This window comes from Streptomyces sp. NPDC042336 (assembly GCF_055581985.1).
Window position 1 is genome coordinate 186,002 of record NZ_JBVJEA010000004.1, and the last position, 15,727, is coordinate 201,728.

Genomic DNA, 15,727 nt, shown 5'->3' on the forward strand with positions numbered 1-15,727 from the left:
TTCGACTGGATGCTCCGCGACCTCTACGACGGCGTCCCGGGCATCGAGATGATCGTGGTGCTCTCCGCCGACGGCCTGCGCATCGCCCGCTACTCCGGGGACCCGGACGCCGCCGACCGGGTCGCCGCCGCCTGCGCCGGGCTGCAGAGCCTGGCGAGCGCCGTCAGCCAGGAGATCCCCACCAGCGACGGCGACATGAAGATGGTGCTCATCGAGATGAACGGCGGCTACTTCTACCTGATGGCCGCCGGTCCCAACGCCTATCTCGCCGTGCTCTCCGACGTCCGCTGCGAACCCGGCCGGATGGGTCTGAGCATGGCCGACCTGGTCGCCCGGATCGGCCCGCACCTGACCAGTCCCGCACGGCGCAATGGGCAGACCGTATGACTCCTCCCAGGCGCCAGAGGCGATCCCCCGGGCCGGACCGGCCCGCCGCCCCGCCCCCTGACGGCGCGCCCGCCAAGGAGGGCGAGCTCCGCAACCCCGAGCGGCTCTTCGTCATCGGCGGTGAGGGAGGCGGCGAACGCGCCGACATCGACCTCGTCACCCTGATCGTGGCCCGTGCCGACCCCCCGGTGTCCGCCACCCCGGAACAGGCCGCCCTGCTGCGGCTGTGTGCCGCACCCCTGTCCGTGGCCGAGCTGTCGGCCTACCTGAGCCTGCCGTTCAGTGTGGTGACCGTGCTGCTCACCGACCTGCTGGCGGCGGAACTGGTGCAGGCCCGCGCCCCGATCGTCCGCCAGAAGGTCGCCGACCGAAACCTCCTCGAAGCGGTGATGCATGGACTTCAAAAGCTCTGACACGATCCCGGGCCCCCGGACCGAGGACCGGCTGCCGCACACGGCCGAGGCCGCCGTGAAAATCGTCATCGTGGGCGGCTTCGGAGTCGGCAAGACCACCATGGTCGGCTCGGTCAGCGAGATCAGACCGCTGACCACCGAGGAGACGATGACCCAGGCCGGTATCGGTGTCGACGACAACTACGGTTCCGCCTCCAAGACGGCCACCACCGTCGCCATGGACTTCGGCCGCATCACCATCACCGACGAACTGGTGCTCTACCTCTTCGGCACGCCCGGCCAGGAGCGCTTCTGGTTCCTGTGGAACGGGCTGTTCGAGGGCGCACTCGGCGCGGTCGTCCTCGTCGACACCCGCCGGCTGGAGGTCAGCTTCGACGTGATGGGACGCCTGGAGGAGCGCGGTGTGCCCTTCGTCGTCGCCGTCAACACCTTCCCCGACGCGCCCCGTTATCCCGTCACGGAACTGCGCACCGCGCTCGACCTGCCCGAGGAGATCCCCATCCTCGACTGCGACGTGCGGCGCCGGGCCTCCAGCCGGGACGTCCTGATGACCCTGATGCGCTTCCTGCACGCCCTCGCCATGAAGGGCGCGCTCACCTGACCGCGCGCCCACCCACACCCCGCCTTTGACGTGACCACACCTTTTGCTTGCGGAGCGAGACTGTGACGCCTGAACGCCACTCCCCGACCGGAACGGGCGAACCCCTGCTCGAACCACCGCCCGGCTGCCCCGCGCACGGCCTCGGGCCGGGCGGACTGCACCGGCTGCACGCGGCGGACGACCTGGAGGAGCTGTACGAGAAGCTCCGCGAGCAGCACGGGCCGGTGGCGCCCGCGCTGCTCCACGACGACGTACCCGTGTGGGTGGTCCTCGGGCACGCCGAGAACCTGCACATGGTGAGCACCCCCTCCCAGTTCTGCCGCGACAGCCGGATCTGGACCCCGCTCAACGAGGGCATGGTCAAGCCCGACCACCCGCTGATGCCGCACATCGCCTGGCAGCCCATCTGCTCCCACGCCGAGGGCGACGAACACAAGCGGCTGCGCGGCGCGGTCACCAGCGCCATGTCGGACCTCGACTACCGGGAGCTGCGCCGGCACATCAAGCGCTACACCCAGCGCATCGTCAACCGCTTCTGCGAGGAGGGCCGGGCCGACCTGGTCAGCCAGTTCGCCGAGCACCTGCCGATGGGCGTGATGTGCCATCTGCTCGGCATGCCCGAGGAGTACAACGACCGGCTGGTGGAGGCGGCCCGCGACACCCTCAAGGGCACCGAGACGGCGATCGCCAGCCACGCCTACGTCATGGAGGCACTGGGCCGGCTCACGGCCGCCCGCCGGGCCGACCCGGCCGACGACATCGCCGGCCGTCTCGTCACCCACCCGGCCGGGCTCACCGACGACGAGGTCCGCGAACACCTGCGGGTGGTCCTGCTGGCCGCCTACGAGGCGACCGTCAACCTGATCGCCAACGTGCTGCGCGTGGTGCTCACCGACCCCGGCTTCCGCGCGCAGCTCAACGGGGGCCAGATGACGGTGCCCCAGGCGGTCGAGCAGTCCCTGTGGGACGAGCCGCCGTTCAGCACCGTCTTCGCCTACTTCGCCAAGCAGGAGACGGAACTCGGCGGGCAGCGCATCCGCGCCGGTGACGGCCTGCTGCTCGGCATCGCCCCGGGCAACGTCGACCCGCGCATCCGTCCGGACCTGGACGCGAGCATGATGGGCAACCGCGCCCACCTCGCCTTCGGCGGCGGCCCGCACGAGTGCCCAGGACAGGACATCGGGCGGGCCATCGCCGACGCCGGCATCGACGCGCTGCTGATGCGGCTGCCCGACGTCCAGCTCGACTGCGACGAGGACGACCTGCGGTGGCGGTCCTCGATCGCCTCCCGGCACCTGGTGGAACTGCCGGTGCGGTTCGAGCCCAGGGCGCAGCAGGACATCATGCAGCAGCCGAGCCACGCCCCGGCCCCGGCACCGCGCGCCGACTGGCACGTCGGCCTGCCGCAGCCGGAGGAGCGGACGCAGCCGCCGCTGCCGTCCCAGCAGCCGCAGCCCGTGTCGGTCACGGCCGCCGAGCCCCAGCGGGTGCCCGGCGCGGAACCGCCGCCGCCCCGCGGTGCCTGGCAGCGCTTCCTGCGCTGGTGGCGCGGCTACTGACGGCCGGCCCGGCCCGGTCCGCCTACGCCGCCCAGTCCTCGTACGCCGTCCAGGCGCCGAGGGACCGGCCGCTGCGGAAGCGCTGCTCGCGCCCCGTGACCGGGTCGGTGAATCCCAGCTCCCGCGCGAGCAGTTGCAGCGGGCGCCGGAAGTCACCGGCCGGCACGGGGTCGGCCACCTCGGGGTAGAGGGGGTCGCCGAGGATCGGCACGCCGAGCGCGTTCATGTGCACGCGCAGCTGGTGCGTCTGGCCGGTGCCGGGGACCAGCCGGTAGCGGCCGAGGCCGCGGTCCAGCCGGTGGGCGAGCAGTTCGACGCGGGTCACGGCGTTCGGCTCGCCGTCGACCTCGCGGGCGGCGAGCACCCCGCGCTCCTTGAGGATCCGGCTGCGGACCGTCCGGGGAAGGGCCAGCGCCGCGTCGTACGGGGCGACGGCCTCGTACTCCTTGTGCACCCGCCGGTCGGCGAACAGCCCCTGGTACGCGCCGCGTTCCTCGGGGCGCACGGTGAACAGGACCAGCCCCGCCGTGAGCCGGTCCAGACGGTGCGCGGCGCCGAGCGCGGGGACGCCCAGCTCCCGGCGCAGCCGTGCCAGCGCGGTCTGCGTGACGTGGCCGCCGCGCGGGGTGGTGGCCAGGAAGTGCGGCTTGTCCACGACGACGATGTGCTCGTCGCGGTACACGACCTCCAGCGGGAAGGGCACCGGCGTCTCGGGGGGCAGCTCGCGGTGGAACCACACGAACATCCCCGGCCGGTACGGCGCGTCGCCCGGCACGGGGCGTCCGTCCGCCCCGACGAACAGCCCGGCGTCGAACATGCCGTCGACCACACCGGCGCCCGCGCCCGACAGCCGCTCCGTCAGGTGCTCCCGCACCGTGGACCACGGCCCGTCCGCGGGCAGCCGCACCCGCACCGCGTCGATGCCGTCGCGCTGCGGCAGGGGCGAGGGCGGGGGAGGGGTACGGCGTCTCATCACTGCCAGCGTACGAGGCGGTGACCTGCGCCGGGGACCGAGGCAGAGGTGAGCGTTCCGGAAAACCGCTGGGCCGCCGGTCGGCCCCGTTGGCAGGATGCCGTCCATGCCCTACCTGACCCGCCCGGTCCTCGCCGCCGGGACCCTCTCCCGCACCCCGCAGCCCACGCTTCCCACCAGCGACGGGCTGGTGCTGCGCCCCTGGCGCACCGAGGACGCGCCCGCCGTGCACGCGGCCTTCCAGGACCCGGTGCTGCGCCGGTGGCACGTCCGCGCTGCCGACTCCGAGGAGGAGGTGCGGGGCTGGATCACCGAGTGGCAACGGGCCTGGGAAGCGGAGTCCGGCGCCCAGTGGGCGGTCACGGACGCGGCGGACGGCCGACTGCTCGGCCGGGTCGCGCTGCGCGAGTGGGTGCTCGGGGACGGGGTGGCCGAGGTCGCGTACTGGACGACGGCGCAAGCCCGCGGCCGGGGCGTCGCCGCGCGGGCCACCCGCACCCTCGCCAACTGGGCCCTGGACGAGATCGGCTTCCAGCGCCTGGAACTCTCGCACGCCGTGGCCAACGAGGCCTCGTGCCGCGTCGCCGACAAGACGGGCTTCGCCCTGGAGGGCACCAAGCGCAGCGCCCTGCTGCACGCGGACGGCTGGCACGACATGCACCTGCACGCACGCGTACGCGGCGACTGACGGGTTCGTAGCTCGCGGGGCTGGTCAGGGGCGGTGCCGCGCGGGCGGGGCCGGTTTCCCGCGCCGGGTTCGCCGGGGAGGGCGCTGAGGGCCGGGGCGTTGCCCCTTCGTTCCTGGGGTCGGTGGCGACATGCGCCCGCACGGGTGCGTACGCGGCGGCTGACGGGTTCGTGGCCTGTGGGGCTGCCAGGGCCCGGTGGGGGCAGGGGCGGTGCCGCGGGTGGCGGTGCAGGGGGATGCGGGGAGCCGGCCCAAGGGGGAGCGGGCGGCTCCGGGCGCGGGCTTGGCCGGGGCGGCGTCCGGGGCGTGGCGTCGCGCCGTCGGAGTGGCACGGTGTGCGCCGGCACGCGCACGTGTGCGGGGCCGGAGTCCCGGGGCGGGCGCCGGGGCCCGCCGTGCGTGCGGGGAAAGAGGCGGCGGGCCGCTACGCTGCCGTCGCGCCCTCCTGTTCGGCCTCGATGCGGGCGTTCCACTCCCGCTTGGAGGCCTGCCAGCCGTCCTCGTTGTGGCCGAGTCGCCAGTAGCCGGAGATGGACAGGTCCTCGCGGGGGATCTCGCGCTCCAGCCGCAGGTACCGGCGCAGGTCCTTCACGCAGGCCGCCTCGCCGTGGACGAACGCGTGCACCCGGCCCTCGGGGAACTGCAGCGCGCGCACGGCCTCGACCAGGGCCTGCCCGACCGGACGGCCGGCGCGGTGCAGCCAGACGACCTCCACGTCGGAGTCGATCTTCTGCTCCTCCTCGGGCCCCTCGACCTCGACGAAGGCGAAGGCGCGGGCGCCGTCGGACAGCGCCTCCAGGGAGCGGGCGATCGCGGGCAGCGCGCTCTCGTCACCGGCGAGCAGGTGCCAGTCGGCGGCGGGGTCGGGGGCGTAGGCGCCGCCGGGGCCCATGAAGTGGATCGTCTCGCCCGGCCGCACCCGCTTCGCCCAGGGCCCGGCCAGCCCCTCGTCGCCGTGGATCACGAAGTCCAGCGTCATCTCGCGGTGCTCGGCGTCCCAGTGGCGCACGGTGTACGTCCGGGTCACCGGCCACTGCTCGCGGGGGAACTCCTCGCGGATGCGCTCCATGTCGAAGGGCTCCGGGTAGGTCGCGCCCCCGGAGGGGAAGAGCAGCTTCACATAGTGGTCGGTGCAGGTGTCCGCCGCGAACGCGGAGAGCCCCTCGCCGCCGAGCACCACGCGCTGCATGTGCGGGGTCAGCCGCTCGGTGCGGACGACCTGCGCGGTGTGCGGCTTGCGCGGCTTGCGTGCCGGACGGTCTGCCATGACGGCCTCCCTGCTCCCTGCGTGCGGTTCCCTGAGTTAGGTATACCTAAGCTAGCATCCCGAGCCTGTCGGTGGCTCATGGAAGCGGGTACCGCGTGCCTCCGCTCAGGCGGTGAGCGTGGTCAGCAGCCGTTGCAGTGACCCGCCGAGCCCCCAGCGGGCCGCCAGCGCCTCCAGCGCCTCGGCGTCGCGCGGGCCGTGCGGCAGCGCCGTGCCGGTGTCCGGCAGCGGCACGTCGTCCGCCACCCGGACGACCTTCGGGGCGACCGCGAGATACGGCCCGGCCTCGGTCAGCCGCTTGCGCTGCGAGGGGGTGAGCTTCGCCTTCGGGTCGTCGACGGCGGCCTGGATCCCGGCCAGGTCGCCGAACTCGGCGAGCAGTTTCGCCGCCGTCTTCTCACCGATGCCGGGCACGCCGGGCAGGCCGTCGCTCGGGTCGCCGCGCAGCAGCGCCAGATCGGCGTACCCCGCGCCGTCGACGCCGTACTTCTCGCGCAGCGCGGCCTCGTCGACGAGGTTGAGCGTGCCGACGCCCTTGACCGGGTAGAGCACGCGCACGCCACGGGCGTCGTCGACGAGCTGGTAGAGGTCGCGGTCGCCGGTGACGATGTCCACCGGGCCGGTGGCCCTGGCGGTGTAGGTGCCGATGACGTCGTCCGCCTCGTATCCGGCCACGCCGACGCGGGCGATGCCGAGCGCGTCGAGGACCGCCTCGATGACCGGCACCTGCGGGGACAGTGTGTCGGGCACCTCCTCCTCGTCGGGGCCGGCCGGGCGTTCCTCGGCCACCCGGTGCGCCTTGTAGGAGGGGATCAGCTCCACCCGCCAGTGCGGTCGCCAGTCCGCGTCCATGCAGGCCACCAGCTGGTCGGGGCGGTGGTCCCGCACCAGGCGGTCGATGAAGTCCAGCAGGCCGCGCACGGCGTTCACCGGCGTGCCGTCGGGCGCCCGTACCGAGTCCGGCACGCCGAAGTAGGCGCGGAAGTAGAGGGAGGCGGTGTCGAGAAGCATCAGTCGTCCGGTCACGCCTCGCATCATGCCGCAGGTGGTGGGGGTGAGTGACGGAGGAGCTGTGAACTGAATCACTCAAATGTTTGGCACATAAAGATCGGGGCAGGCGCGCAGCCGGGCCGAAGCTGGTTGATGCATTCAACTGTTAGGGGAGCTTTGGGCCCCGTCCCTGCCCCCGAGCCAAGAGGTAAGCGTGTCAGCCAGACTAGAGGCCGAGAACCTGTACAAGGTCTTCGGCAGGAAACAGGACCAGGCAGTCGAACGACTGCGCCAGGAAGATGTCCGCAAGGACCAGGGGGACGTCCGGGAGGAACTGCGCGCCGACGGCACCACCGCCGCCGTCATCGACGCGTCCTTCACCGTGGAGCCCGGCGAGATCTTCGTGGTCATGGGACTGTCCGGATCAGGCAAGTCCACGCTGCTGCGCATGCTCAACGGTCTGTCGGAGCCGACCGCCGGGCACGTCCGCTTCGGGGGCCAGGACCTCACCGAGCTCAGCGACCGCGAGTTGCGCGAGGTCCGTTCCAAGAAGATCAGCATGGTCTTCCAGCACTTCGCGCTCTTCCCCCACCGCAGCGTCCGTGACAACGCTGCCTACGGTCTTGAAGTGCAGGGCGTGCCCCGCGCCGAGCGCGAACGCCGCGCCGACGAGGCGCTCGCCCTGTGCGGCCTGGCCGGCTGGGAGAAGTCCTGGCCCGACGAGCTGTCCGGCGGCATGCAGCAGCGGGTCGGCCTGGCGCGCGCGCTCGCCACGGACGCCGACCTGCTGCTGATGGACGAGTCCTTCAGCGCCCTCGACCCGCTGATCCGCCGCGACATGCAGGACCAGCTGCTCGACCTGCAGAAGACCCTGAAGAAGACCATCGTCTTCATCACCCACGACCTCAACGAGGCCATGCGCCTGGGCGACCGCATCGCCATGATGCGCGACGGCCGGATCGTGCAGATAGGCACCGCGCAGGACATCCTGATACGTCCCGCCAACGACTACGTCGCCTCCTTCACCAAGGACGTCGACCGCTCCCGCGTCCTGACCGCCGGTTCCGTCATGGAGACCGACGTGCGCGGCGACGAGGCGGACTGCGACTGCGAGACCGCCACGCCCGAGACACCGTTCTCGGAGCTGTGCGCGATCAGCGCCCGCGTGCCCCACGCGGTGGCCGTGGTCGACGGCGACCGCCGACTGGTCGGCGTCGTCCCGGCCCAGCGGCTCATCGGCTTCCTCGGCGACGAGGACGACGTCGTCCCCGGCGTCTGCGACAGCCCGCGGGACAAGGGCGGCAAGAAGGTGATCAGCCGTGCCTAGGATCCCCCTCGGCGACTGGGTCAACAGCAGCGTCGACTGGCTGCTCGACAACGTCTCCTGGCTCTTCACCTTCTTCAAGAGCGTCTTCACCGGCGCCTACGACGGCATCAACGCCCTCCTCCAGGCCCCCGAGCCGCTGCTGCTCGCCGGCATCTTCGCCGTGCTGGCCTTCTGGCTGCGCGGCACCGTCGCCGGTGTCCTCTCCTTCGTCGGATTCGCCTTCATCGACTCCCTCGGTCTGTGGGAGAACGCGATGGTCACCCTGGCGCTCCTGCTGGTCGCCACGATCATCGCCCTGGTCATCTCGGTGCCGGTGGGCATCTGGGCGGCGCGCTCGGACCGGGTGAGCGCCTTCGTCCGGCCGGTCCTGGACTTCATGCAGACGCTGCCCGCGATGATCTACCTGATTCCGGCGATCCTGTTCTTCGGGACCGGCTCCGCCCCGGGCATCGTGGCCACCCTGATCTTCGCCCTCGCCCCCGGCGTCCGCATGACCGAGCTGGGCATTCGCCAGGTCGACAAGGAACTGGTCGAGGCGGCGGAGGCGTTCGGCACGACGCCCCGCAACACCCTGCTGCGCGTCCAGCTCCCGCTGGCGCTGCCCACGGTGATGGCGGGCGTCAACCAGGTCATCATGCTCGGCCTGTCCATGGCCGCGATCGCCGGCATGGTCGGCACCGGCGGCCTCGGCGGCGACGTCATGGAGTCCATCGGCCAGCTCAACGTCGGCCTCGGCGCCGAGGCCGGTGTCGCCATCGTGATCCTGGCGATCTACCTGGACCGCATGACCAGCGCGCTGGGCACGCACGTCTCCCCGCTGGGCCGCCGCGCCGCCGCCAAGGCGCGCGCCGCCAAGGGCCTGAAGATCTGGTCCTACCGCCCCCAGCCGCAGGTCGCCGTGATCGGCATCGTGATCCTCGCTCTGGTGGCCGGCGGCATGGGCATGTTCGGCGGCAGCGGCGACGACGCCGACACGGCGGCCGGCGGCAAGAACGTCGGCGGCGGCAAGAAGGTCTCCATCGGCTACATCCCCTGGGACGAGGGCGTCGCCTCCACGTTCCTGTGGAAGGAGATCCTCGAACAGCGCGGTTTCGAGGTCGAGGCCAAGCAGTTCGAGGCCGGCCCGCTCTACACCGCGCTCGCCCAGGGCAACATCGACTTCCAGACCGACTCGTGGCTGCCCACCACCCACGAGCAGTACTGGAAGAAGTACGGCAAGCAGCTCGAGGACCTCGGCTCCTGGTACGACGAGACGTCGCTGGAGCTGACCGTCCCGGCGTACATGAAGGACATCGACTCCCTCGAGGACCTCAAGGGCAAGGCCGACCTCTTCGGCGGGAAGATCACCGGCATCGAGCCCAGCGCCGGTGAGATGAACCTGCTCAAGAGCAAGGTCCTCAAGGAGTACGGCCTCGACAAGGAGTACAAGGTCGTCGACAGCTCCACGCCGGCGATGCTGGCCGAGCTGAAGCGGGCCTACAGCAAGCAGGAACCGATCGTCACCACGCTGTGGTCCCCGCACTGGGCGTACAACGACTACAAGCTGAAGAAGCTGAAGGACCCCAAGGGCGCCTGGGGCAAGGGCGACGGCGTGCACTCGCTGTCCCGCAAGGGCTTCTCGGAGGACAACCCGGTCGTGGCCAAGTGGCTGAAGGACTTCTCCATGACGGAGAAGCAGCTCACCAGCCTCGAGGCCGAGATCAACAAGGCCGGCAAGGGCCAGCAGCAGGACGCCGTCCGCACCTGGCTCAAGGCCAACCCGGGCGTCGTCGACAAGCTCGCCCCGGTCGAGGGCGGCTCCGGCGCCAAGCCCGCCGAGGCCAAGCAGGCCCTCGACGTGGCCTGGTTCCCCTGGGAGGAGGACGTCGCCGTCACCTACCTGTGGAAGAACGTCCTCGAGCGCCGCGGCTACAAGATGAACCTGAAGCAGATGGACGTCGGCCCGGTCTACACCGGCCTGGCCTCGGGCGGCATCGACCTCAACTTCGACGCGTGGCTGCCCTACGCCCAGAGCAACTACTGGAACAAGCACAAGGACAACCTCGTCGACCTGGGCACCTGGTACGAGCCGACCTCCCTGGAGATCGCCGTCCCCTCGTACGTGAAGGACGTCAAGTCCCTCGCGGACCTGAAGGGCAAGAGCGACCTCTTCGACGGGAAGATCATCGGCATCGAGCCCGGCACCGGTGAGATGCAGCTGCTGAAGAACGAGGTGCTGCCCGGCTACGGCCTGGAGGACGAGTACGAGGTCGTCGACGGCTCCACGCCCGCCATGCTGGCCGAGCTGAAGCGCGCCCTCGCCAAGAAGGAACCGGTCGCGGTCACCCTCTGGTCGCCGCACTGGGCCTACAGCGACTACGAGCTGACCAAGCTGAAGGACCCGAAGAAGGCCTTCGGCGAGGGCAACACGATCCGGACCATCTCCAGCAAGGACTTCCCCGAGCAGTACCCGCAGCTCACCGAGTGGATCAAGAACTTCAAGATGAGCGAGGACGAGCTGGGCAGCCTGGAGGCCGAGATCAAGGACCGCGGCCAGGGCAAGGAGGAGGAAGCCGTCGCGGCCTGGCTGAAGGAGCACCCGGACATGGTGGGCCGGATGACCCCGTAGCGGTCCGGGCCGCGGTACCGCGCGGTGGTCCGCAGTGCTCCGCTCCATGACGGTCACCCCGAGGGGTGGGCCCGGTGACGCCACCTGACGGCGCGCCACCGGGCCCACCCCTCGGGTCGTCCGGGTCCCCGGACACGGTAAGGATTCGGCCAACCACGGAGCGCCAACCCCGCGCCCGAGCTGCCCCCGCCAGGGCGCGAGCGGCCGACGGGAACACGGGAGGCCGTCCGCGCCTTGAACCGGTAAGGCGTGCGTCACGGGCGCGCGGACCGGTCCACCGGTGGCGAGAAACGTGAGGTCGCGGCCACCGCACCGTGACATCGATGTGACGGCCGCATGAAACGGTTTGCCGAACATGCGTAGGGTGCAGAGAACTCATCAGGAGGCCGGCGCCCCGCACGGGGCACGGAGACGGTACGACGACGGGTGAAGGAGGGAGCCGGAGCGATGGGCGACCACAAAGATCAGCACCTCCGGGTGGGCGCGGCCGTACGGCGCCGGCGCCGGGACCTCGAACTCACCCTCGCCGTGGTGTCCGAGCGCAGCGGCCTGTCCGTGCCCTTCCTGAGCCAGATCGAGAACGACCGGGCGCGGCCCAGCCAGACCTCCCTGGAGAAGGTGGCCGACGCCCTGCGCACCACCGCCGTGGAACTGCTCGCCGCGGCCGACCCCGCCTGCAGCGTCGACGTGGTCCGCGCCGAGGACCCCGACCCCGAGCTGGCACCCCGGGTGCGCTCCCTGGTGCGCGGACACCACCAGATGCACGCCTCCGAGTTCACCGGCGACCACGACGCGGGGCGGGAACTGCAGTACCGCAACGACCAGTTGATGTTCGTCGCCGAGGGCGCCGTGGAGATCGAGGCCGAGGGCCGCGCCTACCGCCTCGGACGCGGCGACACGCTGTACCTCACCGGCGGGGTGCGGCACCGCTGGCGGGCCACGGTGCCGGACACCCGGCTGATCGTCGTCGCCGTCGCCGAGCACATCGAGGCGGTCCGGGAAGGGCCCCGCCGATGAGGCCGCGCCGGTGAGGGTGGTCTCGCTGGTGCCGTCGCTGACCGAGGCGGTGGCCCGTACCGTCCCCGGGGCGCTGATCGGCGCGACCGACTGGTGCACCCACCCGGCCGGGCTCGACGTCGTCCGCGTCGGCGGCACCAAGAACCCGAAGACCGACCGCGTCCTCTCCCTCTCCCCCGACCTGGTCGTCGCCAACGAGGAGGAGAACCGCGCCCCCGACCTCGACGCCCTGCGAGCGGCGGGCGTGGAGGTGCTGGTGACCGAGGTGCGCACCGTCCCTGAGGCCTTCACCGAGCTGGACCGGGTGCTGACCGCGTGCGGTGCTCCCTCCCGGCCCCGCTGGCTGGACGAGGCCGAGGCCGCCTGGGCCGACCCGCCCGCCCCCGAGCGGCGCACCACGGCCGTCGTGCCCGTGTGGCGCAGGCCCTGGATGGTGCTGGGCCGCGACACCTTCGCGGGGGACGTCCTGGCCCGCCTCGGCGTCGACCACCTGTACGCCGCCCATGCCGAGCGCTATCCGAAGATCCCGGTGGACGAGCTGCGGGCGGCCCGCCCGGACGTCGTGGTGCTGCCGGACGAGCCCTACCGCTTCGCCGCCGACGACGGTCCGGAGGCCTTCCCCGGCCTGCCCTGCGCCCTCGTCGACGGGCGCTGCCTCACGTGGTACGGGCCGTCACTGGCCGAGGCGCCCCGGGCGCTGGCCGCGGCGCTGCGAGCAGCACGCCGCTGAGCAGGCCCCGGGCGGTGTGCACGGCGGCAACGGCCCAGGCGGCGACGAGCAGGGCGTACAGGGCGACGGTGAGCCCGTCGTAGACGACCAGACCCGTCTCCCGGGCCAGCGCCTCGGCGCCGGTGACACAGGTGCCCACCGGGAAGGTGAAGGACCACCACGTCATCGAGAAGCGCATGCCCTCCCGGCGGGCCCGCAGGACGTGTGCGGCGGCGAGGGCCAGCCACATCAGCGCGAACCCCGTCACGGGCACCCCGTACAGCACGGCGAAGACCGAGAAGCCCTCGGCGTACGGTCCCGGCACGACCCCCGGCGCCGCCTCCGCGAACTTCCCCACGGCGGTCGTCGACTGCCCGAGCGGTCCGAGGACGAGGAACAGTGACGGGGTGAGCGCGAGCGGCAGCGGGCCGCCGGTGAGCAGCCTCCCGAAGACGACCGGCAGCGTCAGCAGCGTCGCGAACAGACTCATGCCGAACATCGCGACGCAGGCGAGCAGCAGCGTCTCGCGGGGCTGTCCCGGCGGGAGGTGCGGGACGAGCAGGGGCCCGACTGCGGCGGACACCATCGGCGCGACGAGCGGCAGCAGCCAGACCGGACTGGCCGACCCCGGTTCGATCCGGTGGCGTACGGCCATCAGGTACGGCACGGCGACCGCCGCCGCGAGCCCGATGGCCGTACCGGCGGTGAAGAGCGCGGTGTCCAGGGCGACCGCGGCCGAGGTGCCGATCCAGTCCCGGCCGAGGGTCAGGGCGCCGCCGCCGACGGCCAGCAGGGCCATCGACAGGCAGCCGTAGAAGGGGGCCGCGGCCGGGTCCAGGAGATGGGCGCGGGCCTGGTCGCGGTGGTGCCGCCAGTGCAGGGACCGGGCGAACAGCAGCACCGCCAGCAGGAGGAGGGACAGCGCCCAGACCGCGGTGCAGACGGCGCGCAGGCCGGGCACGTGCCCGGGGAGCGCGGCTCCCGCCGTACCCACGATGGCGGTGCCCATGACGCAGGCGTACCAGTTGGGCCCCAGGTGACGGACGGCCGGGACCCGCCGGACGGCCGGGCCGGCGGCGGGGGAGGGAGGCGGTGCGGGAGAGCGGTGCTGGGCTGCGGTGACCATGGTTCCACCGTCGCCGCGGGTGAAGCCCCTGACCAGGGACCATGTCCCTATGAGGGCATAAGCTGGGGTTATGAGCAGTGGTGCGGACAGCGGTACGGGCAGCGGCACGGGCGCCGCGCAGGGCGGGCACGACACCCGGGCACGGCACGTGACGGGTTCGCTGGCACACCGGGTACCGGACCTCGGTGCGATGGAGCTGCTGCTGGCGGTGGCGCGCCTGGGCAGCCTCGGCGGGGCGGCACGCGAGCTGGGCATCACCCAGCCGGCCGCCAGCAGCCGCGTCCGCTCGATGGAACGGCAGCTGGGTGTCGCCCTGGTGGACCGCTCGCCACGCGGCTCCCGGCTCACCGACGCGGGCGCGCTGGTCACGGACTGGGCGCGGCGGATCGTGGAGGCCGCCGAGGCGTTCGACGCGGGCGCGCAGGCGCTGCGGGACCGGCGGGACTCGCGGCTGCGGGTCGCGGCGAGCATGACGATCGCCGAGTACCTGCTGCCGGGCTGGCTGGTCGCGCTGCGCACCCAGCTGCCTGACACGGCGGTGTCGCTGCTCGCGGGCAACTCGACGGCGGTGGCCGAGCGCCTGCTGGCCGACGAGGCCGACCTCGGCTTCGTGGAGGGGGTCAGCGTGCCGACCGGCCTCGACTCCGCGGTCATCGGCCACGACCGGCTCATCGTGGTGACCGCGCCGGGACACCCCTGGGCCCGCCGCAGGCGCCCGCTGGAGGCGGCGGAGCTGGCCGCCACCCCGCTGATCCTGCGGGAGAAGGGCTCGGGCACCCGGCAGGTCCTGGACGCGGCGCTGGGCGGACTGGCCCGCCCCCTGATCGAACTGTCCTCGACCACGGCGGTGAAGGCGGCCGCGGTGGGCGGTGCCGGACCCTCCGTCCTCAGCGAACTCGCCGTCGGCGAGGAACTGACCACCCGGCGCCTGGTGAGCGTCCCCCTGGCGGACGTCGTCCTGGCCCGCGACCTGCGAGCGGTGTGGCCCACCGGCCACCGCCCCACCGGCCCGGCCCGCCAACTCCTCTCCCTGACCCGCGCGTAGACGCGCGGCCGGACTCGTCCCGGCGGACGGGCCGCACCGGCACACCCGCCGACGCCGAAGGGCGCCTCGACGGCCCCACGGTGCCGCACGCCCCGGACCAGTCCGGTCCCGGCCCCGTCGGCTGCCTGGTGGTGGGTGCGGCGTCGGGTCCCGCTCAGCCTGCCGGCGAGGGTGCGCCGGGGCCGGGGGCGGCTCGACGGCCTACACGGGCGCGGGGCGAGGCGGCCGGGGCGATGCCGGGGCGGTCGGCTGGTGGCTGGGTGCGCGGCCGGGGTGTTTCAGCCTGCTCGGGACGCGTCCACCAGGGCCCGCATCACGCGGGCGTCCTCGCCCATCTCCGGGTGCCACTGCACGCCCAGGACCCAGGCGGGGTGGGAGGGCGGTTCCACGGCCTCCACAGTGCCGTCCGCCGCGTGGGCCGAGGCGACCAGGCCGGTGCCGAGCCGGTCCACCGCCTGGTGGTGGTACGTCGGCACGAACGTCTCCTCCGGCACGGCGGCGGCGTACCGGGTCCCCGGCACCGGCCGGACCAGGTGGCCGCCGAACACGCCCACCACCTCGGCGTGCCCCTCGATGTGCTGGACGAGGGTGCCGCCCAGGGCGACGTTGAGCAGCTGCATGCCCCGGCAGACGCCCAGCAGCGGTACACCCGCGGCCAGGGCCGCCTCGATGAGCGCCAGCTCCCAGGTGTCCCGGGCCCGGGCCGGCGGTCCGGTGCGCGGGTCGGGCTCGGCGCCGTAACGGACCGGCTCCACGTCCGGGCCGCCCGCGATCACCAGCCCGTCGACGCGGGCGACGGTCGCCGCGGCGTGCTCCGGCGCGTCCGGCGGGAGCATCACGGCCAGCCCGCCCGCCCGCTGCACCAGCCGCGGATACCCGGCCGGCAGCAGGGCCGCCTCCAGCTCCCACACGCCCCAGCGAGCACCGGACTCCAGATACGTACTGACACCGATCAGCGGCCGGTCGGCCATCCGTCCTCCAGACAAAGAACCGTTCTCATACCTTTGCCGGAGGGCA

General features: G+C 72.7%; 15 protein-coding genes. 10 read left to right on the forward strand and 5 right to left on the reverse strand.

Annotated elements, in window-relative coordinates; genetic code table 11:
* Nucleotides 1–9 precede the first annotated feature (9 nt).
* The 4 genes from ACZ6IM_RS11700 to ACZ6IM_RS11715 all read left to right on the forward strand — a co-directional run bounded on the left by ACZ6IM_RS11700 (nucleotide 10) and on the right by ACZ6IM_RS11715 (nucleotide 2,960).
* Nucleotides 10–387: a roadblock/LC7 domain-containing protein gene (locus ACZ6IM_RS11700; protein WP_167308645.1), complete on the forward strand. Its 378-nt coding sequence runs from the start codon at nucleotides 10–12 to the stop codon at nucleotides 385–387.
* On the forward strand, nucleotides 384–800 hold the full coding sequence (locus ACZ6IM_RS11705) for a DUF742 domain-containing protein (RefSeq protein ID WP_052837753.1): 417 nt from the start codon (nucleotides 384–386) through the stop codon (nucleotides 798–800). Before ACZ6IM_RS11700 ends, ACZ6IM_RS11705 begins: the two co-directional genes overlap by 4 nt.
* Nucleotides 781–1,401, forward strand: a complete 621-nt coding sequence (locus ACZ6IM_RS11710; RefSeq protein WP_052837754.1) for a GTP-binding protein — start codon at nucleotides 781–783, stop codon at nucleotides 1,399–1,401. The genes ACZ6IM_RS11705 and ACZ6IM_RS11710 overlap by 20 nt, the downstream gene beginning before the upstream one ends.
* Before the next feature lie 62 nt (nucleotides 1,402–1,463).
* The gene (locus ACZ6IM_RS11715; protein ID WP_052837755.1) at nucleotides 1,464–2,960 is read left to right on the forward strand and encodes a cytochrome P450; all 1,497 of its coding nucleotides are present in this window, start codon (nucleotides 1,464–1,466) and stop codon (nucleotides 2,958–2,960) included.
* Nucleotides 2,961–2,982: 22 nt separating this feature from the next.
* Here ACZ6IM_RS11715 and ACZ6IM_RS11720 read toward each other — a convergent pair whose 3' ends face one another.
* A complete protein-coding gene (locus tag ACZ6IM_RS11720) occupies nucleotides 2,983–3,933 on the reverse strand; it encodes an RluA family pseudouridine synthase (RefSeq protein ID WP_469556139.1) in 951 nt (316 codons plus the stop codon).
* A gap of 106 nt (nucleotides 3,934–4,039) precedes the next feature.
* On the opposite strand from ACZ6IM_RS11720, the gene ACZ6IM_RS11725 reads away from it, so the two are divergent.
* On the forward strand, nucleotides 4,040–4,621 hold the full coding sequence (locus tag ACZ6IM_RS11725; protein ID WP_469556142.1) for a GNAT family N-acetyltransferase: 582 nt from the start codon (nucleotides 4,040–4,042) through the stop codon (nucleotides 4,619–4,621).
* A 424-nt stretch (nucleotides 4,622–5,045) separates the two neighbouring features.
* On the opposite strand, the gene ACZ6IM_RS11730 is transcribed toward ACZ6IM_RS11725, so the two are convergent.
* Nucleotides 5,046–5,888 carry a siderophore-interacting protein gene (locus ACZ6IM_RS11730; protein WP_469556147.1) on the reverse strand — a complete coding sequence of 281 codons (843 nt, stop codon included), beginning with the start codon at nucleotides 5,886–5,888 and terminating at the stop codon, nucleotides 5,046–5,048.
* 105 nt (nucleotides 5,889–5,993) lie between these two features.
* Nucleotides 5,994–6,899, reverse strand: coding sequence for a 5'-3' exonuclease (locus ACZ6IM_RS11735; protein ID WP_469556406.1), 906 nt, complete (start codon nucleotides 6,897–6,899; stop codon nucleotides 5,994–5,996).
* Nucleotides 6,900–7,092: 193 nt separating this feature from the next.
* Here ACZ6IM_RS11735 and ACZ6IM_RS11740 point away from each other — a divergent pair, with 193 nt between their 5' ends.
* The 4 genes from ACZ6IM_RS11740 to ACZ6IM_RS11755 all read left to right on the forward strand — a co-directional run bounded on the left by ACZ6IM_RS11740 (nucleotide 7,093) and on the right by ACZ6IM_RS11755 (nucleotide 12,560).
* Entirely contained in the window at nucleotides 7,093–8,205 is a 1,113-nt protein-coding gene (locus ACZ6IM_RS11740) for a quaternary amine ABC transporter ATP-binding protein (protein ID WP_052837760.1), read from the forward strand.
* On the forward strand, nucleotides 8,198–10,813 hold the full coding sequence (locus tag ACZ6IM_RS11745) for an ABC transporter permease/substrate binding protein (RefSeq protein ID WP_469556150.1): 2,616 nt from the start codon (nucleotides 8,198–8,200) through the stop codon (nucleotides 10,811–10,813). Before ACZ6IM_RS11740 ends, ACZ6IM_RS11745 begins: the two co-directional genes overlap by 8 nt.
* Before the next feature lie 447 nt (nucleotides 10,814–11,260).
* Nucleotides 11,261–11,830 carry a helix-turn-helix domain-containing protein gene (locus ACZ6IM_RS11750; protein ID WP_030190837.1) on the forward strand — a complete coding sequence of 190 codons (570 nt, stop codon included), beginning with the start codon at nucleotides 11,261–11,263 and terminating at the stop codon, nucleotides 11,828–11,830.
* 10 nt (nucleotides 11,831–11,840) lie between these two features.
* A complete protein-coding gene (locus ACZ6IM_RS11755; RefSeq protein ID WP_469556153.1) occupies nucleotides 11,841–12,560 on the forward strand; it encodes a helical backbone metal receptor in 720 nt (239 codons plus the stop codon).
* On the opposite strand, the gene ACZ6IM_RS11760 is transcribed toward ACZ6IM_RS11755, so the two are convergent.
* On the reverse strand, nucleotides 12,487–13,665 hold the full coding sequence (locus ACZ6IM_RS11760) for a TDT family transporter (protein ID WP_469556156.1): 1,179 nt from the start codon (nucleotides 13,663–13,665) through the stop codon (nucleotides 12,487–12,489). The two genes, ACZ6IM_RS11755 and ACZ6IM_RS11760, sit on opposite strands and share 74 nt — an antisense overlap.
* 70 nt (nucleotides 13,666–13,735) lie before the next feature.
* Here ACZ6IM_RS11760 and ACZ6IM_RS11765 point away from each other — a divergent pair, with 70 nt between their 5' ends.
* Nucleotides 13,736–14,710, forward strand: coding sequence for a LysR family transcriptional regulator (locus tag ACZ6IM_RS11765; RefSeq protein WP_052837765.1), 975 nt, complete (start codon nucleotides 13,736–13,738; stop codon nucleotides 14,708–14,710).
* A 278-nt stretch (nucleotides 14,711–14,988) separates the two neighbouring features.
* Here the strand turns inward: ACZ6IM_RS11765 and ACZ6IM_RS11770 are convergent, their stop codons facing one another.
* Complete coding sequence (locus tag ACZ6IM_RS11770; RefSeq protein WP_052837766.1) at nucleotides 14,989–15,681, reverse strand: gamma-glutamyl-gamma-aminobutyrate hydrolase family protein; 693 nt, start codon at nucleotides 15,679–15,681, stop codon at nucleotides 14,989–14,991.
* Between the last annotated feature and the right edge of the window lie 46 nt (nucleotides 15,682–15,727).

Coding starts and splice junctions, on each gene's coding strand:
- ACZ6IM_RS11765 (WP_052837765.1), top strand. CDS start 13,736: ATGAGCAGTGGTGCGGACAGCGGTACGGGCAGCGGCACGGGCGCCGCG.
- ACZ6IM_RS11750 (WP_030190837.1), top strand. CDS start 11,261: ATGGGCGACCACAAAGATCAGCACCTCCGGGTGGGCGCGGCCGTACGG.
- ACZ6IM_RS11700 (WP_167308645.1), top strand. CDS start 10: ATGCTCCGCGACCTCTACGACGGCGTCCCGGGCATCGAGATGATCGTG.
- ACZ6IM_RS11735 (WP_469556406.1), bottom strand. CDS start 6,899: ATGCTTCTCGACACCGCCTCCCTCTACTTCCGCGCCTACTTCGGCGTG.
- ACZ6IM_RS11760 (WP_469556156.1), bottom strand. CDS start 13,665: ATGGTCACCGCAGCCCAGCACCGCTCTCCCGCACCGCCTCCCTCCCCC.
- ACZ6IM_RS11720 (WP_469556139.1), bottom strand. CDS start 3,933: ATGAGACGCCGTACCCCTCCCCCGCCCTCGCCCCTGCCGCAGCGCGAC.
- ACZ6IM_RS11710 (WP_052837754.1), top strand. CDS start 781: ATGGACTTCAAAAGCTCTGACACGATCCCGGGCCCCCGGACCGAGGAC.
- ACZ6IM_RS11730 (WP_469556147.1), bottom strand. CDS start 5,888: ATGGCAGACCGTCCGGCACGCAAGCCGCGCAAGCCGCACACCGCGCAG.
- ACZ6IM_RS11725 (WP_469556142.1), top strand. CDS start 4,040: ATGCCCTACCTGACCCGCCCGGTCCTCGCCGCCGGGACCCTCTCCCGC.
- ACZ6IM_RS11770 (WP_052837766.1), bottom strand. CDS start 15,681: ATGGCCGACCGGCCGCTGATCGGTGTCAGTACGTATCTGGAGTCCGGT.
- ACZ6IM_RS11705 (WP_052837753.1), top strand. CDS start 384: ATGACTCCTCCCAGGCGCCAGAGGCGATCCCCCGGGCCGGACCGGCCC.